A 21,511-nucleotide genomic window follows, 5' to 3' on the forward strand; every position below is an offset into this window, starting at 1 on the left:
CGGAAAACGCCGGGCGGAAAACGCCGGGCGCGGGTGGCCGGGTTGGGGTGCGGTGCCGAGGGGGCCAGGTGCCGAGGGCGTGGGGCGGCCGGGGCGTGGGGCGGTCTCGGTGGCCGTGAGGGGCACGTCCGGAGGCCGCATGCGACCGCCGTGCGCCCGTGCCCCTGTCGATGCGCGACTCCCCACGCGCCTTCCCGGTCCTAACCTCGAGCAGAACTCGGTTATTCCTGGGGCCTGTTGGGGGCGTGACGTCTCCAGCGTCCGCGCAACCTCGAGGAGGGGCACGTGCTTGAGCCCGCGTACCAGGCGGACGTCGTCGTCGTGGGGGCCGGGACCGCCGGACTCTCCGCGGCGCGACGACTGACCAGTGCAGGAGTCGCCACCGTGGTCCTGGAGGCCGCCCCCGCGGTGGGCGGCCGGATGGCCACGGAGAGGATCGACGGCTTCCGGCTCGACAGAACCGGGCAGTTGCTGTCCACGGCGTATCCCGAACTGCGGCCGGCCGCGGGCCTGGACGGGCTCGTGCTGCGCCCGTTCGCACCCGGGGTCCTGCTGCACAGCGACGGACGGCACCACCGCGCGGGCCTGCCCATCGGCGCGAGGGGGGCAAGGGGCGCGCTCCATGCGGTGCGCGCCCTCGCAGGCGCCCCCCGGACGGGGGCGGCGCCCAGGAGGCCGGTGGCCGTTCCCGGGCGGCAGGTGTCCGCTCCCCGGAGCCGGACCGGTGCCCCGCTGGGCACCGCCGTCGACCAGGCCCGGCTGGGTGCCGCGTTCACCCGGCTCGCGGGTACCCCGGTGGAACGTCTGTTGGCCCGGCCGGAGCTGACCGCGGCCGAGGCGCTGGTGGCCCGCGGCCTGCCGGCCCGTACCGTCGACGGCTTCCTCCGTCCGCTGCTCTCCGCGCTGTTGTGCGACCCGGACCTCACCACGTCCAGCCGGTGCGCGGATCTCGCGCTGCGCGCCTTCGCGTCCGGGCGGCTGTGCCTGCCGGAGGGCGGCGCGGAGGCACTTCCGGAACTGCTGGCCCGGAGCCTGCCGCCGGGCACGCTGCGCACCGGTGTCCGGGTCACCTCCGTCTCGACGACGTCGGTGACCACCGCCGAGCACGGCGAGTTCCGCTGCCGCGCGGTGCTGATCGCGACGGACGCGCGCGCCGCCGCGCAGTTGCTGCCGGGCCTGCGGGTGCCGGACTTCCATCCCGTGACGGTGGTGCACCACGCGACCGACGAGCCGCCGCAGACCGGGGCCTCGCTGCTCCTGGACGCCGACCGGGGTGGCCCGGTGGCCCACACGGCGGTGGTGAGCCGGGTCGACCCGTCCCGGGCCCCGGCCGGCCGCACGCTGGTGTCGTCCACGGTCCTGGGACCGCCCGGGGCGCAGGTCGACACGGGCGTGCGCGTGCACCTGTCCAGGCTGTACGGCATGTCGACGGCACGCTGGGAGACCGTGGCGGTCCACCACACCGCCGACGCCGTGCCGGCGACGCCTCCACCGCACGATCTGCGCCGCCCGGTACGGCTGCTGGCGGGCCTGTACGTGTGCGGCGACCACCGCGACACCAGCACCGTGCAGGGCGCCCTGCACTCGGGCCGCCGTGCCTCGGCCGCGATCCTGGCGGACCTGGGCGCGGACCGCCCCCTGCACACGGCCGATCCCCTCCCCACGGCCCGGGCGGCCTGACCGTCCCGGCGGGCGGTGCCCCGGCCCACCGCCCGCCGGTATCCCCGGCGTTCAGCCGTACGCCGCGGTCCTGTCCCGGTAGACGCGGACCGGGGCCGCGTCGCGGTAGGGCTCCAGGCGACGTTCGAAGTCGCGGACGTACTCCACCGCCCGTACCGAGCGCATCTCGGCGGCCTGACCGGCCGCCTCGGCGGCGAGGAGGCAGGCCTGGTCGAGTTCGCCGAGGCCCAGGCGGGCGGTGGCGAGGACGACGCGGCAGAACAGGCGGCTGCGGGCGTAACCGGGGGCGCGCAGCTGCAGCGAGCGCTCCGCGTGCTGGGCGGCGGCCCGGAACTGCTGGAGGTCCCGGTGGCAGTGGCCGAACTCGTCGGCGAGCTGGGCCTCGTCGAAGAAGCGCACCCAGTGCGGGACCTCGTCGCCGGGCCGGGCGCTCTCCAGGGCGCGTTCGGCGCGTACCAGGGCGGCGGTGCAGGCCCGGACCTCACCGAGCGCCCCGTGCCCGCGCGCCTCGACGGCGTGCAGCAGGGCCTGCACCAGGGGCGGGGTGGAGCCGCCCGCGCCCTGCTGGGCCACGCGCGCCAGCTGTACGGCCTCCCGGCCGTGGCCGAGGTAGACGGCCTGTCTGCTCATGGTGACCAGGACGTACGCGCCGTAGGTCCGGTCGGCGGCCGCCTGGGAGAGGCGGAGCGCCTGGACGAAGTAGCGCTGGGCGAGCCCGTGCGCGCCGATGTCGTACGACGTCCAGCCGGCCAGCCGGGTCAGGTCGGCGACGGCGGCGAACAGGCGGCGGCCGGTCTGTTCGCCGTAGCTGCCGCGCAGCATCGGCTCGCACTCGTGCTCCAGGTAGCGCACCAGCGCCTGGCGGGCGTGGCCGCCGCCGTAGGCGTCGTCGAGGGTGCGGAACAGCTCGCCGACCGAGCGCAGGGCGGCGATGTCGCCGCCGGTGACCCGCTGGCCGGGGCCGCGGTCGGCGGCGTACCGGCGGCGGACGCCGAACGCGGACTGCCGCCCTGCCGCTTTGCCCGCCGGTCCGCCCGCCGAGCGGATCTGGGCGGGGACGCGGACCGGCGGCTCGGCGCGGGCCACCTTCTCGTCGGCCCGGCCGATGAGCCAGTCCCGGCTCGGTACGACGAGCCCCGCCGAGGTGAAGGCGATCTTGCGCAGCTCGGCGTGGCTGCCGGAGTCCTTGCGCCACAGGCCGCTGACGATGTCGACGGCCTCGTCGGGGGAGGCGGCGAACTCCAGTCCCGCGTAGACAGGGGCGCAGGCGTCCAGGCCGAGGTCCTGGGCGGTGAGCCGGCGGCCGAGGCGCCGGGTGAAGACCTCGGCGATGAGCGCGGGTGTGGTGCCTCTGGGCTGCTGCCCCCGCAGCCAGCGGGTGACGGAGGTCTTGTCGTATCTCAGGTCGAGTCCGTGTTCGAGACCGAGCTGGTCCACGCGACGGGCGAGTCCCGCGTTGGAGAACCCCGCTTCTGCGATGAGCGCGGCGAGCTGGCGGTTGGGGGTGCGCGGCGCGGGTCGTTCCGACATCTGCGGTGCGGTCTCCTGCCTTCCGGCGGACGTGGTGGTGCCCGGATTGCCCATGAGCAGCCCATGAGCAGCTCTTATGGCCTGCTGGACGGCGCGAATGTAGCGGAGGGTAAGCACCCGGTCGCAGTCTTCGACCTGCATTCATCCGATCGTGTGAGGATTGGCGTCGCGGCTGACGGCTGACGCCGGGCGTGGCCGGAGAGCCGGCGCCGGACGCAGCGGGCGCCCCGCGGGCGCCGGAACAGCGAACGCCCGTACGGTCGTACAGTGGCTTGGGTGTGTTTCGTGCCTTACGGCATCTCACGCCTCACCGCCTTACCGCTTTTTCCTGCTCCTTACTACTGTCTGGGAGGCGCTCGCCCGTGAGTGAGTTGCGGTTCGTCCGAATGGGTTTCGGGGCCGAGGCCGTCGACTACCAGGTGGCCTGGGACGAACAGCGCCGGGTGCACGCGGCGCGGTTCGCCGACGAGGTGCCCGACACCGTGATCCTGCTGGAGCACCCCCCGGTCTACACGGCCGGCCGGCGCACCCAGGACAGCGAGCGTCCCCTGGACGGGACCCCGGTCGTCGACGTGGACCGCGGCGGCAAGATCACCTGGCACGGCCCCGGCCAGCTGGTGGGCTACCCGATCCAGAAGCTGCCCCGCCCGGTGGACGTGGTGGCGCACGTGCGGCGCCTGGAGGAGGCACTGATCCGCGCCTCCGCGGAGTTCGGCGTGACGGCCACCCGCCTCGAGGGCCGCAGCGGGGTGTGGGTGCTGGGCGACCCGGTCGATCAGCGCCCGGCGCCCGGCGGTCTCTCCCTGGACTTCGACCCCCGTCTGACCGACGAGGAGTTCGACCCGCGGCTGAACGGCCCCGAGTACGCGCCCTCCAACGCCGGGCAGCGCCGCGAGGACCGCAAGCTCGCGGCCATCGGCATCCGGGTGGCCAAGGGCGTCACCATGCACGGTTTCTCGTACAACGTGCAGCCGGACAACAAGTGGTTCGACCGGATCATCCCGTGCGGCATCCGCGACGCGGGCGTCACCTCCCTCGCGGCCGAGCTGGGCCGCGACATCACGATCGACGAGGTGCTCCCGGTCGTCGAGCGCCACCTGCGGGACATCCTGGAGCACGCCGACCCCAAACCCCGGGAGATCGTCCGCGCGAGCGCCTGATCCGGCCCGTTCCCGGGTGCGAGGCCCGGGCCTCGCACCCGGGAACGGGCCCCGCGTCTCGGAGGTTGGCCTGACCGGCAGGCCCGACAAACACGGGCGTACCCTGGTGTACGCCGAAGAATCGAAGCTAGGGAGCCGATGTGTCCGCAGTCGCACCCGACGGACGCAAGATGCTGCGCCTGGAGGTCCGCAACAGCCAGACCCCCATCGAGCGCAAGCCCGAGTGGATCAAGACGCGGGCGAAAATGGGGCCCGAGTACACGAAGATGCAGAACCTCGTGAAGAGCGAGGGGCTGCACACGGTCTGCCAGGAAGCCGGCTGCCCGAACATCTACGAGTGCTGGGAGGACCGCGAGGCGACCTTCCTCATCGGCGGCGACCAGTGCACCCGACGCTGCGACTTCTGCCAGATCGACACCGGCAGGCCCGAGGCCCTCGACCGTGACGAGCCGCGCCGTGTGGGCGAGTCCGTGGTCACCATGGACCTGAACTACGCCACCATCACCGGCGTCGCCCGCGACGACCTGGAGGACGGCGGCGCCTGGCTGTACGCCGAGACGGTGCGCCAGATCCACGCGCAGACCGCCGCGCGCGAGACCGGCCGCACCAAGGTCGAGCTGCTGGCCCCCGACTTCAACGCCGTCCCGGAGCAGCTGGAGGAGGTCTTCTCCTCCCGCCCCGAGGTGTTCGCGCACAACGTCGAGACCGTGCCCCGCATCTTCAAGCGGATCCGCCCCGGCTTCCGCTACGACCGCTCCCTGAAGGTCATCACCGCCGCCCGGGACAACGGCCTGGTCACCAAGTCGAACCTGATCCTCGGCATGGGCGAGACCCGCGAGGAGGTCGGTGAGGCGCTGAGGCAGCTGCACGACGCCGGCTGCGAGCTCGTCACCATCACGCAGTACCTGCGCCCGTCGGTGCGCCACCACCCCGTCGACCGCTGGGTGAAGCCGCACGAGTTCGTGGAACTGAAGGAGGAGGCCGAGCAGATCGGCTTCTCCGGTGTGATGTCCGGTCCGCTGGTCCGCTCCTCGTACCGTGCCGGCCGCCTGTACCAGATGGCGGTCGAGAAGCGCGGTACGTACATCGCGGCGCAGGCCGTCTGACACGGTGTCACCCCGTCCGCTCCGGGGCGGGGAGGGGCACGCGTGAGGCATGCGTGTGAATCTGAGCACAAGATACTACTGACAAGTAACGGCCGAGAGAACGCGGTCCCTGCCGTCCTCGCAGATGAGGGCGTACGCCGGGGCCGCGTCGGCTTTCACGGGGCCTGAATCCCGGCTTCATGTCCGTTTGACCGGCGGGTCACGCCCTGGTAACACCAATCAGTGACCCTGGAATCACGCCACGTACTCCCGTATCCGAATGATGTTTCGAGGGGGACCTCCACGATGCAGGCCGCGCCCGTCCGCGCCACCGCCATCCCGTCTTTCGGCACCGCCCTGCGTGCTGTCGAGTCGCTTCTGCTGAGCGGCGGCCAGCGCACCGCCCGCCGCAACGCCTGGACCTCCGTGCTGGAGGACCGCCGCCGCGCCAAGGACCGGGTCGAGGCGCAGCGCGTGCTCGACCAGTCCCCGACCGTCATCAGCCTCTGAACCCTCACGGACACTGCCGTCGTCCCCGCTCCCGGGGACACGTAGACTTCATCGCATGGCGAGGAAGGAAACCGCAGCGGACGCTGCGAACCCCGGGCGACTGAAGCAGATCGCCCTGACCTACAAGATGACCCGCAGGGCCGACAAAAAGATTGGTCTTGTACTCGCGGCTGTCGGAATCGTCACCTTCGGTGTCTTCCTCGCGATCGGTTTCTTGATCGGTCACCCCATCTATCTCGGCATCCTGGGCTTCCTGCTCGCCTTCCTCGCGACGGCGATCGTGTTCGGGCGCAGGGCCGAGCGGGCGGCCTTCGGGCAGATGGAGGGACAGCCGGGCGCTGCCGCGGCCGTACTGGACAACGTCGGCCGGGGCTGGAGCACGACTCCCGCCGTGGCGATGAACCGCAACCAGGACGTGGTGCACCGCGCGGTCGGCAAGGCCGGCATCGTCCTGATCGCCGAGGGCAACCCGAACCGGGTGAAGAGCCTGCTCGCCGCCGAGAAGAAGCGGATGAACCGCATCGTCGCGGACGTCCCGGTGCACGACATGGTCGTGGGCACGGGCGAGGGCCAGGTCGAGCTGAAGAAGCTGCGCACGACCATGCTCAAGCTGCCCCGCGTGCTCACGGGCCCGCAGGTCACCGCGACCAACGACCGGCTGCGCGCCCTCGGTGACCTGATGAGCAACATGCCACTCCCGAAGGGCCCGATGCCCAAGGGCATGAAGCTTCCGAAGGGCGGCCCGAAGACCCGCTGAAGCCCCGTACACGACGTCCGTACGACGCAGGAGGGGCGCCCGGAATGATTCCGGGCGCCCCTCCTGCGTCGTACGGACGTCGTGGCGGACGGTGTGTCAGACGCGCACCTCGACCGTGCGGGCGAGCCGGTCGTGCAGGCCGCGGCCGTCACGGTCCCAGACCAGGGCGGGGACGGCCAGGCAGAGCAGCGCCGAGCGGACCAGGGCGCGCACCGGCTGGACCCGGCCGCTGCCGACGGCGACGACGCGCAGGCCGAGGATCCGCTTTCCGGGGGTGAACCCCACCGTGCCGACGGTCAGGACGCTCAGGACGAAGAACACCAGGAGCGCCCAGTTGCTGGTCGTCTGCCCGTTGTAGCCGTCGGTGATGAGGCCGTATGCGATCAGGACGCACAGCGCCCAGTCGACGACCAGGGCTCCGATCCTGCGCCCCGGACGGGCGAGGGAGCCCGGTCCGTCCTCCGGCAGCCCCAGCTGCTCCCCCCGGTACCCGAAGTCGGCGCCGGCGTCTTCCATGGCCGCGCGTGGCCCGGAGAGCCACGATCCGATTGCCTGCCTGTTGTCCACCCGACCACGGTACTGCGCCCCCGCACGACCGGCGGAGGGCGGGGTGGACCGGGGAGGGACCGGCGCCGGCCGGGGAGGACGGCAATGCGTCGGCGGAACGTCACCGGGTCTACCGTGAGAGATGAGCCGGTTAACTTGTGCGAAACAAATGGGTCACGCCCGAGAAACCACCCGTCCCTAGGGTCGGGGGCAGCGTGGGCCGCCCGCACTGGCCGCACGAACGATCTACCACCCCGGCGGGACGGTCGGGAGTAGGAGGAGCTGGATGTTCCAGAACGCCGACGAGGCCAAGAAGTTCATCGCGGACGAGGACGTCAAGTTCGTCGACGTCCGCTTCTGCGACCTCCCGGGCGTGATGCAGCACTTCACGGTGCCTGTTGAGGCGTTCGACCCCGATGAGGAGCTGGCCTTCGACGGATCCTCGATCCGCGGTTTCCAGGCCATCCACGAGTCCGACATGGCGCTGCGCGCGGACCTGACGACCGCCAGGGTCGACCCGTTCCGCCGTGACAAGACGCTGAACGTCAACTTCTTCATCCACGACCCGATCACGGGCGAGCAGTACTCCCGCGACCCGCGCAACGTCGCCAAGAAGGCCGAGGCCTACCTCGCCTCCACCGGCATCGCGGACACCGCCTTCTTCGGCCCCGAGGCCGAGTTCTACGTGTTCGACAGCGTGCGCTTCAGCACCTCGGCGAACGAGTCCTTCTACCACATCGACTCCGAGGCGGGCGCCTGGAACACCGGTGCGCTGGAGGACAACCGCGGCTACAAGGTCCGCTACAAGGGCGGCTACTTCCCGGTCCCGCCGGTCGACCACTTCGCCGACCTGCGCGCCGAGATCTCCCTGGAGCTGGACCGGGCCGGCCTGAAGGTCGAGCGCCAGCACCACGAGGTGGGCACGGCCGGCCAGGCCGAGATCAACTACAAGTTCAACACCCTGCTCGCGGCCGCCGACGACCTGCAGCTCTTCAAGTACATCGTGAAGAACGTCGCCTGGCGCAACGGCAAGACCGCGACCTTCATGCCGAAGCCGATCTTCGGTGACAACGGCTCGGGCATGCACGTCCACCAGTCGCTGTGGACGGGCGGCTCCCCGCTGTTCTACGACGAGCAGGGCTACGCCGGCCTGTCGGACATGGCCCGCTACTACATCGGCGGCATCCTCAAGCACGCCCCGTCGCTGCTGGCCTTCACCAACCCGACGGTGAACTCGTACCACCGCCTGGTCCCGGGCTTCGAGGCCCCGGTGAACCTGGTGTACTCGCAGCGCAACCGTTCCGCCGCGATGCGCATCCCGATCACCGGCTCGAACCCGAAGGCCAAGCGCGTCGAGTTCCGCGCCCCGGACGCCTCCGGCAACCCGTACCTGGCGTTCTCTGCGCTGCTGCTCGCGGGCCTGGACGGCATCAAGAACAAGATCGAGCCGGCCGAGCCGATCGACAAGGACCTCTACGAGCTGGCTCCCGAGGAGCACGCCAACGTGGCGCAGGTCCCGACCTCGCTCGGCGCCGTCCTCGACCGCCTCGAGGCCGACCACGAGTTCCTCCTCCAGGGCGACGTCTTCACGCCGGACCTGATCGAGACGTGGATCGACCTGAAGCGCACGACCGAGATCGCCCCGCTGGCCCTGCGCCCGCACCCGCACGAGTTCGAGCTCTACTTCGACGTGTAGACGGCGGCGGCCGGGCACCCACCGCCCGGCGCCTCCTCCGCCCGCACGCCGGAAACACCACGAGGGCCGCCACCTGCATGCCGGGGTGGCGGCCCTCGTGCACCTCCGCGCACGGCGGCGGCCGGAGGCACCTCCCTGTGTCCGGAAGTCGCTTCCCCCTGCGGGCCCCGCGAGGGATGATTGAAGCTGACACTGTTGTTCGAGAGAGGTCGCGGGGATGCCCGAGAGGAACGACGAAGAGCGGGAGTTCGACATCAAGTGGGCGGACACGGCCGAGTACAAGGAGCCGTCGGCCCGCGCCCGCATGCTCGCCGCGCGCTGGAAGGACAACCCTCCCGGACCGGTCCCGTTCCGCGATGAACCCGAGCACCGGGCGTCCCGCCGCTCGTCGTCGTCCTGGGTCTCCACCGTCGTGGTCCTCGGCTGCGTCGCCGCAGTGATCGTTTTCCTCGGCTACGTCAATTTCCGCCCGTACTGACCGCGGAGCGGCCGGGCGCCCCCGAGGACCGGGGCGCCCGGCCTCCTCCGAAGGCCGGTTCAGCGGTTGTAGCGCATGAACGCCCGGACCATGTGGCAGGTCGTGTCCGACGGGGGGTGCACACCGATCAGGTGGGCCGCGCCGCGGATCGTCTCGTTGCGGGCCTGGTCGGGGAGGTATACGCCGGAGTCGAGCAGGGCGATGGCGAGCCTCATCGCCTTGAGGCGGCGGTTGTGCGCCACGTACCACTCCCGCGGGCGGCCCGGCGGCAGCGGTCGCTTCGCCACGGGCACGCAGGGCGTTTCGAGCGGGACGGCACGCTTCGCCGTGGACTGGGTGGACATCGGCTTGAGTGCGGCAGCGGGCACAGGCATCCTCCTGTCGCGGTCAGGGTGCCCACCGGGATCCACGCCGGCCCCGGCAACACCCTCGAACACTGCTCCCAGTTTACCGCCCGGCACCGACATTCGGGGAACCCGAGGCAGCCATCGAATGCCCAGGTGAGGCGGTGGATCACGATCGTGGAGCATCCGGTCCGGAGGGGGTGCGTGAGGGCGGTGAGAAATCGAACAGAACCGGGCCGGGCGTACCGTGGGCGGATGGAGGTCCGGATCGGTCCGGCCCGTTCCACGTGCCGCAGCGCCGTCAGCCTGCCGGACGCCGAGGGTGCCGAGTGCACCGTCCGCCGTTACCCGGAGGACGTACCGGGCCCGGACGAGATCCGGGAGGTGCTGGAGCGGCCCGGTCGTGAGCCGTGGGACATCACCCGCACCCGGGAGGCCGCCGCCGAGGAGCTCGGACTCGGGCGGTGCCCGCGGGACGACGGATCGCGCGAGCGCTGGATCGCGGCGCTCTGTGAGCATCCCCGGCCGATCCGGCGGCCGATCGTCACCGCCGAGGACGGCACGGCGGTCGTGGCCCGTACCGACGAGGCGGTACGGGGCGTCCTGTCCCGCTGAGCACCACCCCTTGTGACGCAGGCCGCTTCGGGGAGTCGGCCGGGACGCTGAGCAACTCCGTTCGGGATCTCGTACATAGCGGCGTACGCTCCCCTACCTCTCAGGAGACGCGCATGTCGCGCAGGAGAACGCTCGGCCCCAGGAAGAAGCTCGCGCTGCTGGTGAGCGCGGTGACGGTGGCGGGCGGCGGCGCCTTCGTCATGGCGAGCACGTCGAACGCCTCCCAGACGCCCACCACCAAGTCGGCGGCCGATTCGACGGTCTGCCAGGGTCTCGCCACCGCGCTCGGCAACAACCAGAAGTTCATCGAGGGCCAGCGGGCCAGTCCCGACGCCCAGTCCGAGGCGCGGATCGCCAACCGCGAAGCGGTCATCGCCGAGATCGAGCTCAAGCAGGAAGCGTCCGGGTGCACGGTGGGGGAGTCGGCTCAGGACTCCCGGCCCGCCCGGCCCGAGCAGCCCGCACAGCCCGCCCCGGACGAGCAGGCCGGCGGGGACGACGCCGCGCAGCCCCCGGGCGGTGACGGCGCCGCCGCCTCCGGCGAGCAGGTGTGCAACGGCTCCACGGTCACCCTCTCCGGCGAGGGCGGGGCCCCGGCGGCGTCCAGCGACCGGTTCCCGGCCGGGACGCGGCTCAAGGTCACCAACCTGGACAACGACAAGTCCACGACCGTCGAGGTCACCGGGGTGTCCGGCAGCTGCGCCCTGCTCAACGACGCGGCCTTCGAGCAGGTCCGGGAGCCCGGCAGGTTCCTGATCCGCCGGGCGCTCATCGAGAAGGTGGGCTGAGCCCCGGGCCGGCCCCGGAACCCGGAAGCACCCTGCGGCGCAGACCACGTTCGGGGGGCGGGGCGCGCCTCGGCCCGGTCCGCGCCCGGGGTGGGAGCCCTCCCCCGCTCGACCGCCGTCGGGAGCCGGGGAGGGCTCCCTGTCGTGTACGGCCCCGTCGCGTGGTCCCGTCCATGCGAGTCGTGCCCGCCGCGCGGTGCTCACCGTGCGATCCGGGGCACGGCGGTCGCCGGTAACGCGAGGTTCACATCCGGGCAATGGCCGGGAAATCGCCTGTTGACAGGCTGCGTGTCATCGCGAGCGGGGCGCCCCGGCACCCCGCTGCCGGCGTGGCGCAACGCCGCAGCGTGCAGCACCCGCACATGCGCCCCGACCCGCCCCGAAGGAAGTGGACCGTGAGCTTCAAGGCTGAGTACATCTGGATCGACGGCACGGAACCGACGGCCAAGCTGCGTTCCAAGACCAAGATCCTGGCGGACTCCGAGAAGACGACCGCGGTCGCCGGGCTGCCGGTCTGGGGCTTCGACGGGTCGTCCACCAACCAGGCCGAGGGCCACGCCTCGGACCGCGTGCTGAAGCCGGTCTTCGTCTGCCCCGACCCCCTCCGCGGCGGTGACGACGTCCTGGTCCTGTGCGAGGTCCTGAACACGGACATGACGCCGCACGAGTCCAACACCCGGGCCGCCCTGGCCGAGGTGGCCGAGCGGTTCGCCGCGCAGGAGCCGGTCTTCGGCATCGAGCAGGAGTACACCTTCTTCAAGGGCGCCCGCCCGCTCGGCTTCCCCGAGGGCGGCTTCCCGGCCGCGCAGGGCGGCTACTACTGCGGTGTCGGCTCGGACGAGATCTTCGGCCGTGACGTCGTCGAGGCGCACCTGGAGAACTGCCTGAAGGCGGGCCTGGGCATCTCCGGCATCAACGCCGAGGTCATGCCGGGCCAGTGGGAGTTCCAGGTCGGTCCGCTGGCGCCGCTGGAGGTCTCCGACCAGCTGTGGGTGGCCCGCTGGCTGCTCTACCGCACCGCCGAGGACTTCGAGGTCTCCGCCACCCTGGACCCCAAGCCGGTCAAGGGCGACTGGAACGGCGCGGGCGCGCACACCAACTTCTCCACCAAGGCGATGCGCGAGGGCTACGACGCGATCATCACCGCGTGCGAGTCGCTCGGTGAGGGCTCCAAGCCGCTCGACCACGTCAAGAACTACGGCGCCGGCATCGACGACCGCCTCACCGGCCTGCACGAGACCGCGCCGTGGAACGAGTACTCCTACGGCGTCTCCGACCGCGGCGCCTCGGTGCGCATCCCGTGGCAGGTCGAGAGGGACGGCAAGGGCTACATCGAGGACCGCCGTCCGAACGCCAACGTCGACCCGTACCTGGTGACGCGTCTGATCGTCGACACGTGCTGCACCGCGCTGGAGAAGGCCGGCCAGGTCTGAGCCGTCCCGCAGCCCGGCGCCCGCTGGTGAAGCGAGGGGTACCCGTCCGACGGGTACCCCTCGCTTCGTCGCCGGTCCCGGGTCCTCTGCCCTCGGCAGATCCCTGTTCCCCCGCCCCGCCCGCTCCGGCAGAGTCCGGCGTATGAGACTTCTGGTGCTGGGTGGTACGGAGTTCGTGGGACGGGCCGTCGTCGAGGCGGCGCTGGGGCGGGGCTGGGAGGTGACCGTCTTCCACCGGGGGCGGCACGCGGCCCCGGTGGGCGTGCGGTCGTTGCTGGGCGACCGCACGGCCGTCGACGGTCTGGCCGCCCTGGACGAGTCGGACGACGCCTGGGACGTCGTCGTCGACACCTGGTCGGCCGCCCCGCGTGCCGTCCGGGACACGGCGCGGCTGCTGCGGGACCGCGCCGGACGGTACGTGCACGTGTCGAGCCGCTCGGTGTACGCGTGGCCCGCGCCCGCCGGAGCCACCGAGGCGGCCCCGGTCGTGGCCGACGCCCACGCGGACGCCGGTCGCACCGACTACGCGCGGGACAAGCGGGGCGGCGAACTGGCCGTCGTGGACGCGTTCGGCGCGGACCGGTCGGTGCTGGTGCGGGCGGGGCTGATCCTCGGCCCGTACGAGAACGTCGGCCGGCTGCCCTGGTGGCTGGACCGGATGGCGCGCGGCGGCCCGGTCCTCGCACCGGGGCCGCGTGACCTGCCCCTCCAGTACGTCGACGTCCGCGACCTCGCCGGCTGGATCCTCGGGGCGGCCGAGCAGGGGATCGGCGGCCCGTACAACCTGACCGGCCCGCAGGGGCACGCGACGACGGGCACGTTGCTGGAGGCCTGCGCGGAGGTGACCGGGGGCGCGGCCGAGCTGCGGTGGACCGAGCCGGAGGTGATCCTCGAAGCCGGCGTCGAACCGTGGACGCAGCTGCCGGTCTGGGTGCCGCCGGGCAGCGGGATGCACGACGCCCTGCACGCCGGTGACGTCTCCCGGGCGCTCGCGACGGGGCTGCGCTGCCGTCCCGTCGGCGAGACCGTCGCCGACACCTGGCGCTGGCTGCGGGACCTCGGGGGGAGCGCGCCCCGGCGCCGGGACCGGACGGTCAAGGGCCTCGACCCGCAGACGGAGGCGAGGGTGCTCGCCGCGGCCGGCAGGGCGTGACGGGACGGCGCTCGCGGGGCCGGGGCAAGGGACGACCGGGGTGGAGGCAGCACCACCCCCCGGCCGGGGGCCCGGCCCCGTGACCCGGATGCGGCACTCGGCCAGACTGACCTCATGACCACCCACCCCGTGACCACGGACAGCACGAGCGCGGACACCCGGGCCGGAAGCGGGCGCACCAGGCGCACCAAAGGCCTTCTGAAGGGGGCCTTACGGGGGCTGGGGCTGGCGCTGGTGTCGCTCCCGCTGACGGTGACGGCCTTCACCCTGACCGTGATGTCGCTCGCGCTGATCCCGGCCGGCGTCGGCATCGTCACCACGCCGTACGTGCTGAAGTGGGCCCGGACCTACGCGAACTGGCGGCGGGTGCTGGCCGCGGAGTGGGGCGGGGTGCGCATTCCGCCCGCGTACCGGCCGGTGCCGAAGGACGCCGGCCCGTGGGCGCGCACCTCCGTGCTGCTGCGCGACCCGGCGACCTGGCGGGAACTGCTGTGGCTGCCGGTCGACATGAGCGCGGGGTTCGCCACCGCGGTGCTGCCGGCCGCGCTGCTGCTGTACCCGCTGGAGGGGCTCGCGCTCGCGGCCGGGCTGTGGCGGGTGATGCCGGACCCGTACTGGTACGGCTTCGTCCCCGTCGGCGACCAGGCGTCCGCGCTCGGCGCCGGGGCGCTGGCCCTCGGGCTGGCCCTCGTCGCCCACGTCCTCGCCCCGTCGGTGCTGAACGCCCACTACCGGCTCACCCGCGCCGTCCTCTCCCCCGGGCAGGGGGATCTGGAGGAGCGCGTACGGGTGCTGACCGAGACGCGACGCGACGCGGTGGACACCTCCGCGGCCGAACTGCGGCGCATCGAGCGGGATCTGCACGACGGGGCACAGGCCCGGCTGGTCGCGATGGGCATGGATCTGGGGACCATCGAGGTACTGCTCGACAAAGACCCCGGAAAAGCACGGGAGTTGATCGCGCAGGCCCGCAAGTCGTCGGCGGAGGCGCTGTCGGAGCTGCGCGAGCTGGTGCGCGGCATCCATCCACCGGTGCTGGCCGAGCGCGGTCTGGGCGACGCGGTGCGGGCGCTGGCGCTGCGGCTCCCGGTGGCGACCGAGGTGAGCGTGGACCTGCCGGGGCGGGCCGGGGCGCCGGTGGAGTCGGCCGCGTACTTCGCCGTCGGCGAGGTGCTCACCAACGCGGTGAAGTACGCGGAGGCCGACCGGATCTGGGTGGACCTGCACCATGCGGACGGGCATCTGCGGGCGAGCGTCACCGACAACGGCAGGGGCGGCGCGGTGATCGGAGCCGGCTCTGGGCTGACCGGGGTGGAGCGGCGGCTGGGTACATTCGACGGCGTCCTGGCCGTCAGCAGCCCCACGGGCGGCCCCACCATGGTCACCGTGGAGATCCCTTGCGAGTTGTCCTAGCCGAAGACCTGTTCCTGCTGCGCGACGGGCTGGTCCGGCTCCTCGAGGCCCATGACTTCGAGATCGCCGCAGCCGTGGAGTCCGGGCCCGAACTGGCCCGCGCACTCGCCGAGTCGGAACCGGACGTCGCCGTGGTCGACGTGCGCCTGCCGCCGACCCACACCGACGAGGGCCTGCAGTGCGCGCTCGAGGCACGGCGGCGGCGTCCCGGGCTGCCGGTGCTGGTGCTGTCGCAGCACGTCGAGCAGTTGTACGCGCGGGAGTTGCTGGCCGACGGCAGCGGTGCGGTGGGCTACCTGCTCAAGGACCGGGTGTTCGACGCGGAGCAGTTCGTGGACGCCGTACGGCGGGTGGCGGACGGCGGTACGGCCATGGATCCGCAGGTGATCCAGCAGCTGCTGGCGCGGAAGCCGGACGACGACCGGCCACTGGCACGGCTGACGCCCCGGGAGCGGGAAGTGCTGGAGCAGATGGCGCAGGGCCGGTCCAACGCGGCGATCGCCGGCAAGCTGGTGGTGACGGAACGGGCCGTCGCCAAGCACACCGCCAACATCTTCGCCAAACTGGGCCTGGAGGTCTCGGAGGACGACAACCGGCGCGTGCTGGCGGTTCTCGCCCATCTCGACCGTGGCCGGTAGAACCGGGCCCGCCGCACCGACGGCCCCCTCACCCGTTGCGGTTGATCCGCAACTCCTGGTAGTACGAAGGCTGTTGAAACCAGCGTGCCGTACGAACTTCTCATCAATTCCCGGGACGGCTGAACACCCGTGGGGCCCTCCCCGTACTCAAGGGAGCCGCTTCACTCCTGTCGGGCGCCTCGATGCCCCGCAAGGGATGCCCCGCAAGGAAGTCAGAGGAGTTCCATGGGACGCAACACAAGAAAACGCCGTATGCCGTTGGCCACCAAGGCCGTGGCCGCATCGGCGGCCCTAGCGCTCGGTGGGGGCGGGCTGATCTGGGCGAACTTCTACGCCTCGGCTCACGAGTCCGACTCGCAGAACAACCGGACGAAGTCGAACGCGGCCCGGCAGATCGCCACGATCGACTGCCCGGACGTCGGCCAGCAGCTCTCCGACGTACCGGACCGGGCCCGTGGTGAGGTCGACGGTGAACTGGCCTCGATGGACCAGCAGATCACCGACGCCTACCAGCGCCTGGTCACCACGCGCCAGGCACAGGCCGGGGACTCGCAGTACGTCCAGAACGCCATTCTGGGTCCGCTCAAGGACCGCCGTAAGGCGCTCATCGACCGGATCAAGCTGGAGATCAACCGCGCGGGCGGCCAGGCACCCGGAAACCTGGACGAACTCGCCTCCTGCTCCGGCCGCCCCGCCGACCAGCCCCTGCCGAACGACGGCCAGGACGGCGGAGGCCAGGACGACGGAGGTCAGGACGACGGCCAGGACGGCGGTCAGGACCAGGGCAACGGGCAGACGCCGAACGACAACGGCAACGGCGCCGCGGGCCCGTTCGCCGACGACTTCGTCGACATCAACGACGTCCAGCCGAACTCGCGCGACCTGCCGAACGGTCTGGCCGCGAACGGGGACACCGGATCCACCGGATCCTTCACCACGGCGTGCGGTGTCAACGAGAACGACCTGTTCAACAGCGACAACATCATCGTGGCCCCCGGTGTCGACAACGGCGCCCACCACACGCACGACTACGTCGGCAACCAGGGCAACACCGCGTTCGCCAGCGACGACGACCTGGCCAACGCCGACACCACCTGCCAGAACCAGGGCGACAAGTCCACGTACTACTGGCCGGTGCTGCGCCTGCAGGACGGCACCCAGGAGTTCGACGCGGGCGACTTGGGCGGCGGTGCCGAGGGCAACGTCGGCAAGATCCTGAAGGCCAGCCAGGCGGAGATCAAGTTCGTCGGCAACAAGCAGGGCGACGTCGTCGCGATGCCGAAGTTCATCCGGATCATCACCGGTGACGCCAAGGCCTTCACCAACGGCGTCGCGAACGCCAACACGTCGTTCAGCTGCACCGGATTCGAGGACCGGCAGGTCACGGACAAGTACGTGCTGTGCCCCGAGGGCAGCCAGGTGGTGCGCACGTCCAACTTCCAGAGCTGCTGGGACGGGCAGAACATCGACAGCGCCAACCACCGTGACCACGTGGCGTTCGTCCAGCAGGACGGCAGCTGCCCGAACGGCTTCCAGGCCATCCCGCAGCTCCAGGTCCGCCTGGTGTACGACGTGCCCGCCCCGACCGTCGAGAACGGTCAGGTGCAGAACCCGTACGCCGTGGACGGCTTCCCGGAGCAGCTGCACAAGCCGATCACCGACCACAACGACTTCATCAACGTCATGGACGAGAGGCTGATGAACAAGGTGGTCAAGTGCATCAACCGGGGCAAGAACTGCACGTAGTCCCCTCGGTCGCCCACTGAAGGAGGAGGGCCGGTGGCGGGATTCCCGCCACCGGCCCTCCTTCCGTGTGCCCGGTGCACCCGGTGTGTCCGGTCAGCCTCCGTGCCCGGTGTGACCGCCCGTCTCCTCCCCGGCGGGACCGGAGGCGTGCGCACCGCCGCCGTGGCCCCCGCCGCTGTGGTCGATGCCCTCCTCCACGTCGCCGCCGAGCCGGCCACGCAGGTCCTCGAGCACGTTCCCGTGTCCGACGGCGACCCACTTGCGGCCGACGAGGTAGAGACCGCCGTAGTCCTTGGCCGTGTCGATCCACTCGCGCTGGCCGCGGTCGGTGGCGAAGGTGGCGAGGATGTACTTCTCCTTGCCCGTCTCGCAGATGGCCTGACGGATGGTGTCGGCGTCGGTCTGCATGTCCGGCTCGCACTTCGCCTCGGCGGCCAGGTGTTCCAGGCTGCCGGTGGCCGTGACGGGCGCCCCGCTCCTCCCGTCGCCGTCGTCGCCCCCGCCGCCGGACCCGCAGCCCGCCAGTGCCAGTACCGCCACCGCGCCGGTCAGCGCGATCCTCGGTCGGGTCAGCCTCATGAGTTCCTCCGGTCCTTCCGGCGACATGCCGCACGGAGCCCCGGCGAGGGGCTCTCCGCCTTCGATACGGCTCCGGGAGCCGGACTGCTCAACCGGTGACCTACGGAGACATCGCTCGTTCTGCCTGATGTGCAGTCACAGCATGCCGCCAAGCGGCCCACGGTCCCCTCCCCCGACGACCCGCTAGTCGACGTCCGTCAGGCCGAGACCGCTCTCGTCGAGCACTATCCGCGGCTCGTCCGGCTCGCGTACCTGATGCTGCCGCCGGAGCCGGGCGCCGGGGGCAGGCGGGTGCTGACCGCGCACGCCCTGGTCCAGCGCGCGCTGCCCCGTGGCCGCACCGCGGCACCCGTGATCCCCGCCCAGTCCCCCCGGCCCGAGCGGGCCGTCGGCCCGGACGGCGACCCCGGATACGCGCTGGTCCGGCTCCAGGTGGTGCGTACGGCGCTGCGGGCGAGCCCGTCGCGCCGTACGGCCGTGCGGCGGCGCGGGGCCCGGCGCAGGCGGGCCGGGCTGCCCGCCCTGCCGCCACCGCTGCCCCAGGTGTGGGGACTGCGCCTGTTCCCGCGGTCCGGCGGCGCCGACGAACTCGCCCTGGAGCAAAAGCTGTCCGCCCTGTCCGGTCCCGCCCGCGCCGCCCATGTGCTGCGTGCTCTGGAGCGGCTCCCGGACGCCGACGTCCGTACGCTGCTCACGGAGGCGGGCGTGGCCGACGCGGTGGGTGCGCTGCGCGAGGCCGACCGGGTGCCGGCCGGGGACCGGCTGCTCGGCTCCCCCGCGTTCGACCCCTGCTCGCTGCAGGCCCGGCCCACCGATCTGGTGCGCCGCCGCCGGCGTCTGAAGGCCGTGCTGGCCGGCGGGGCCGCGCTCGTCGTCTGCGGCGCGCTGTTCGGGCTGCCGGAGGACGGCTGGGGCCCCGACGGCGCCGCCGCGCCGCCGTACGCGCTGAACCGGGCCGCGCAGGCCGCCCTGGATCCGGGGAAGCTGACCCGGGTCTCCCCCACCGCCTGGAAGACCTCCGCGCGCACCGACTTCTCGGTGTGGCCGGCCCGCGGCGACCTGGCCGGTGACGCGGGGCTGCTGCGCCGGGCCCTCGCCGTGTGGGCCCGGCCCGGCGAGCGGGTGCGGGTGTCGGCGACGCCGGGCACCCCGTCCGGGGGCCCGGCCGGACCGCCCCAGCTGCTGTACGCCGGGACGGTCGACCACGCGCGCGTGGTGGTCCTCCACGACGGTCTGCGCATCGCCAGGTACGCCGAACCCGTGGACGGCACCGAGGGCGCCGCCCTGGACTTCGCCCGGGCGGACGGCGCGGACCGGGCCGGGGCGAGCGCGCTGGTGCTGGGGCGGTCCGACGGCAACGTCCGCTATCTGACGGCGCCCTGGGTGCGTTCGGCCGGTACGCGGGACCTGCGCGAGCCCGGCGCGGACACGGCGGACCTCGCGCTCACCGGCGGCGTGACCCCGCCGCTGGCCGGTGCGGCCCCGAAGTCCGGCTCGTGCACCTCGTGGAACGTGCTGGAGCTGACCGACGACACCGGCACCCGGCTGGTGACCGACCTCGGCGAGCTGGTCCCGGCCGCGCTGACCGCGGGACGGCCCGGAAAGACCGGTGAGGTGGCCGGAGGGGAGGCGCGGCGTACCTGGGCGCCGTTCGCCTGCTCGCTGGCCTCGATGCGCTCGGCGGGCGTACGGAGCGTGAACGCGTGGGCGTTCGCCGAGCAGCCGCTGCCGGACGCGAGCGGGGCCGCGGCCTGGGTGTGCACGCGGGCCGAGACCTGGCGGGGCGGCGGCACCCGGACGCAGGCGCAGTTCCACACGCCGGGCGGACCGTCCGGGGTGGTGGCGGCCCAGGCCGGGGACGTACCGCAGTGCGGGGAGCGTGAGCCGCGGGTGCTGGCCGGGGTGCTGTGGAAGTCCGGTGCGGGCATCTGGTACCTGCTGGCCGCCGGCAGCCCCGGCACGACGTCGGTCACCGCGACGGGCGGTGTCGAGGGCACCGCGCAGGGCAGCCTGCTGACCGTCGGGGCCGAGCAGGGCGCCCGGGCCGACCTCGAGGGAACCCTGGAGAACGGGGACCGGGTCACCGGGCTCCGCTGACCGGAGCCGGACCGGCCGGCACCCGGACGATCACCGCCGTCCGGTGCGGACCGTTCACGGCCGGATTCGATCGGTAGGCTGTCTGTATGACTACCGGGGTGCGTCGCAGGATGGGAGTCGAGGAACGTCGGCAGCAGTTGATCGGCGTCGCCCTCGAACTGTTCAGCCGTCGTTCGCCCGACGACGTCTCCATCGACGAGATCGCGTCGGCGGCCGGTATCTCGCGCCCGCTGGTGTACCACTACTTCCCCGGTAAACTCAGCCTCTACGAAGCCGCGTTGAAGCGGGCCGCGGACGATCTGGCGTCGCGGTTCGTGGAGCCGCGCGAGGGCCCGCTGGGTGCGCGGCTCCTACGGGTGATGGGCCGGTACTTCGACTTCGTCGACGAGCACGGGCCCGGCTTCTCCGCCCTGATGCGCGGCGGCCCGGCGGTACCCGCAGGCGCGGCCTGGTCGATGAACACAGCCCCGACCACCCATGCGCTGGTCGACTCCGTACGGCAGGCGGCGTACGAACAGATCCTGTCGCACATGGGCGCGGTGGACCCGCCCGCGCGGCTGGAACTGGTGGTGCGGTCCTGGATCTCGCTCGCCGAGTCGACGGCGCTGATCTGGCTGGACGGCCGCCGCATACCGCGGGACGAGCTGGAGACCCAGCTGGTGCACGACTTCGCCGCGCTCTGTGCGGTCGCCGCGGCCCACGACGAGGAGTTGGGCGGGCTGCTGCGCGGCCTGCTCAAGGACGAGCCGGGCGACGGACCGTTCGCCGACCTGGCCGCCCGGCTCATCGCGCTGGCCCGCTGAAGCGGCCCTCCGCCTGCTTCGCCGGCTCCCTCTGCTCCGCCTACTCCGCCGGCTCCACGAACTTGCGGTACGACGCGTCGAGGTCGCGTACCTCGGCGGAGGCGTGCAGGGTCAGGCCGTCGACCGGCCGCACGTGCCGGCGCACCAGTTCCAGGACGGCCTCGGTGAGCCGCGCCTTGGTCTCCTCGGTACGCCCGGGGAGCATGCCGATGTGGACGTGCACGAGGGCGTGGTCCTCTGCCTGCTCGTGGCCGATGAAGACGTCGCCGGTCGGGCGGAACCGGGTCTTGCACGCCGGGAGCTTCGCCGCCGCGATCTCCACCACGGTGCTGTGCAGGTCTTGGACGAAGGCGGGCCGGTCCCACTCGAAGCCGTGCTTCAGCTGTGCGGAGTGGTCGACGGTGATCTGCGGCATGAAGGGGCCCTCCGGTTCCGGGTCGGAGGGCCCACCCTAGCTTCT

21 protein-coding genes are annotated in these 21,511 nt (G+C 72.4%); 16 read left to right on the forward strand and 5 right to left on the reverse strand.

The window, feature by feature from the left end; all coding sequences use genetic code 11:
- The first annotated feature begins 285 nt into the window (after positions 1-285).
- A complete protein-coding gene (locus tag TU30_RS24015) occupies positions 286-1,680 on the forward strand; it encodes an NAD(P)/FAD-dependent oxidoreductase (protein ID WP_042173470.1) in 1,395 nt (464 codons plus the stop codon).
- 51 nt (positions 1,681-1,731) lie between these two features.
- Here TU30_RS24015 and TU30_RS24020 read toward each other — a convergent pair whose 3' ends face one another.
- Positions 1,732-3,210, reverse strand: a complete 1,479-nt coding sequence (locus TU30_RS24020) for a hypothetical protein (protein ID WP_042173616.1) — start codon at positions 3,208-3,210, stop codon at positions 1,732-1,734.
- Positions 3,211-3,572: 362 nt separating this feature from the next.
- Here TU30_RS24020 and lipB point away from each other — a divergent pair, with 362 nt between their 5' ends.
- The 4 genes from lipB (at position 3,573) to TU30_RS24040 (ending at position 6,722) form a co-directional block, all read left to right on the forward strand.
- Positions 3,573-4,370 (forward strand): lipoyl(octanoyl) transferase LipB, encoded by a 798-nt coding sequence (lipB, locus tag TU30_RS24025; RefSeq protein WP_042173472.1) that lies wholly within the window; start codon positions 3,573-3,575, stop codon positions 4,368-4,370.
- Positions 4,371-4,510: 140 nt separating this feature from the next.
- The gene (gene lipA, locus TU30_RS24030; protein ID WP_042173474.1) at positions 4,511-5,476 is read left to right on the forward strand and encodes a lipoyl synthase; all 966 of its coding nucleotides are present in this window, start codon (positions 4,511-4,513) and stop codon (positions 5,474-5,476) included.
- Between the two features lie 285 nt (positions 5,477-5,761).
- On the forward strand, positions 5,762-5,965 hold the full coding sequence (locus TU30_RS24035; RefSeq protein WP_042173476.1) for a hypothetical protein: 204 nt from the start codon (positions 5,762-5,764) through the stop codon (positions 5,963-5,965).
- Positions 5,966-6,020: 55 nt separating this feature from the next.
- On the forward strand, positions 6,021-6,722 hold the full coding sequence (locus tag TU30_RS24040) for a DUF4191 domain-containing protein (RefSeq protein WP_042173478.1): 702 nt from the start codon (positions 6,021-6,023) through the stop codon (positions 6,720-6,722).
- 96 nt (positions 6,723-6,818) lie between these two features.
- Here the strand turns inward: TU30_RS24040 and TU30_RS24045 are convergent, their stop codons facing one another.
- Positions 6,819-7,289: an RDD family protein gene (locus TU30_RS24045; protein ID WP_042173480.1), complete on the reverse strand. Its 471-nt coding sequence runs from the start codon at positions 7,287-7,289 to the stop codon at positions 6,819-6,821.
- Positions 7,290-7,554: 265 nt separating this feature from the next.
- On the opposite strand from TU30_RS24045, the gene glnA reads away from it, so the two are divergent.
- A complete protein-coding gene (gene glnA / locus TU30_RS24050; protein WP_042173482.1) occupies positions 7,555-8,964 on the forward strand; it encodes a type I glutamate--ammonia ligase in 1,410 nt (469 codons plus the stop codon).
- A gap of 217 nt (positions 8,965-9,181) precedes the next feature.
- Positions 9,182-9,442: a hypothetical protein gene (locus TU30_RS24055; protein ID WP_042173483.1), complete on the forward strand. Its 261-nt coding sequence runs from the start codon at positions 9,182-9,184 to the stop codon at positions 9,440-9,442.
- Positions 9,443-9,501: 59 nt separating this feature from the next.
- On the opposite strand, the gene TU30_RS24060 is transcribed toward TU30_RS24055, so the two are convergent.
- Positions 9,502-9,810 carry a hypothetical protein gene (locus TU30_RS24060; protein WP_042173485.1) on the reverse strand — a complete coding sequence of 103 codons (309 nt, stop codon included), beginning with the start codon at positions 9,808-9,810 and terminating at the stop codon, positions 9,502-9,504.
- A gap of 231 nt (positions 9,811-10,041) precedes the next feature.
- Between TU30_RS24060 and TU30_RS24065 the strand changes: the two genes are divergently transcribed.
- The 7 genes from TU30_RS24065 (at position 10,042) to TU30_RS24095 (ending at position 17,572) form a co-directional block, all read left to right on the forward strand.
- Positions 10,042-10,401, forward strand: coding sequence for an ArsC/Spx/MgsR family protein (locus TU30_RS24065; RefSeq protein ID WP_042173487.1), 360 nt, complete (start codon positions 10,042-10,044; stop codon positions 10,399-10,401).
- A gap of 113 nt (positions 10,402-10,514) precedes the next feature.
- Positions 10,515-11,189, forward strand: a complete 675-nt coding sequence (locus tag TU30_RS24070) for a hypothetical protein (RefSeq protein ID WP_042173489.1) — start codon at positions 10,515-10,517, stop codon at positions 11,187-11,189.
- A 395-nt stretch (positions 11,190-11,584) separates the two neighbouring features.
- On the forward strand, positions 11,585-12,622 hold the full coding sequence (glnII, locus tag TU30_RS24075) for a glutamine synthetase (protein ID WP_042173491.1): 1,038 nt from the start codon (positions 11,585-11,587) through the stop codon (positions 12,620-12,622).
- A gap of 142 nt (positions 12,623-12,764) precedes the next feature.
- Positions 12,765-13,775, forward strand: coding sequence for an SDR family oxidoreductase (locus tag TU30_RS24080; RefSeq protein ID WP_042173493.1), 1,011 nt, complete (start codon positions 12,765-12,767; stop codon positions 13,773-13,775).
- A gap of 114 nt (positions 13,776-13,889) precedes the next feature.
- The gene (locus tag TU30_RS24085; protein ID WP_042173494.1) at positions 13,890-15,188 is read left to right on the forward strand and encodes a sensor histidine kinase; all 1,299 of its coding nucleotides are present in this window, start codon (positions 13,890-13,892) and stop codon (positions 15,186-15,188) included.
- Positions 15,173-15,826 carry a response regulator transcription factor gene (locus tag TU30_RS24090; protein WP_042173496.1) on the forward strand — a complete coding sequence of 218 codons (654 nt, stop codon included), beginning with the start codon at positions 15,173-15,175 and terminating at the stop codon, positions 15,824-15,826. Before TU30_RS24085 ends, TU30_RS24090 begins: the two co-directional genes overlap by 16 nt.
- Positions 15,827-16,051: 225 nt before the next feature.
- The gene (locus TU30_RS24095; protein ID WP_042173498.1) at positions 16,052-17,572 is read left to right on the forward strand and encodes a DUF1996 domain-containing protein; all 1,521 of its coding nucleotides are present in this window, start codon (positions 16,052-16,054) and stop codon (positions 17,570-17,572) included.
- A 93-nt stretch (positions 17,573-17,665) separates the two neighbouring features.
- On the opposite strand, the gene TU30_RS24100 is transcribed toward TU30_RS24095, so the two are convergent.
- Positions 17,666-18,151: a hypothetical protein gene (locus TU30_RS24100; protein WP_042173618.1), complete on the reverse strand. Its 486-nt coding sequence runs from the start codon at positions 18,149-18,151 to the stop codon at positions 17,666-17,668.
- 129 nt (positions 18,152-18,280) lie between these two features.
- On the opposite strand from TU30_RS24100, the gene TU30_RS24105 reads away from it, so the two are divergent.
- The gene (locus TU30_RS24105) at positions 18,281-20,248 is read left to right on the forward strand and encodes a hypothetical protein (protein WP_042173500.1); all 1,968 of its coding nucleotides are present in this window, start codon (positions 18,281-18,283) and stop codon (positions 20,246-20,248) included.
- Positions 20,249-20,334: 86 nt separating this feature from the next.
- A complete protein-coding gene (locus TU30_RS24110; protein WP_042173502.1) occupies positions 20,335-21,051 on the forward strand; it encodes a TetR/AcrR family transcriptional regulator in 717 nt (238 codons plus the stop codon).
- Between the two features lie 40 nt (positions 21,052-21,091).
- Here the strand turns inward: TU30_RS24110 and TU30_RS24115 are convergent, their stop codons facing one another.
- The gene (locus TU30_RS24115; protein WP_042173504.1) at positions 21,092-21,466 is read right to left on the reverse strand and encodes a 5-carboxymethyl-2-hydroxymuconate Delta-isomerase; all 375 of its coding nucleotides are present in this window, start codon (positions 21,464-21,466) and stop codon (positions 21,092-21,094) included.
- Between the last annotated feature and the right edge of the window lie 45 nt (positions 21,467-21,511).

This window comes from Streptomyces sp. NBRC 110035 (genome assembly GCF_000829695.1).
GTDB lineage: Bacteria > Actinomycetota > Actinomycetes > Streptomycetales > Streptomycetaceae > Streptomyces.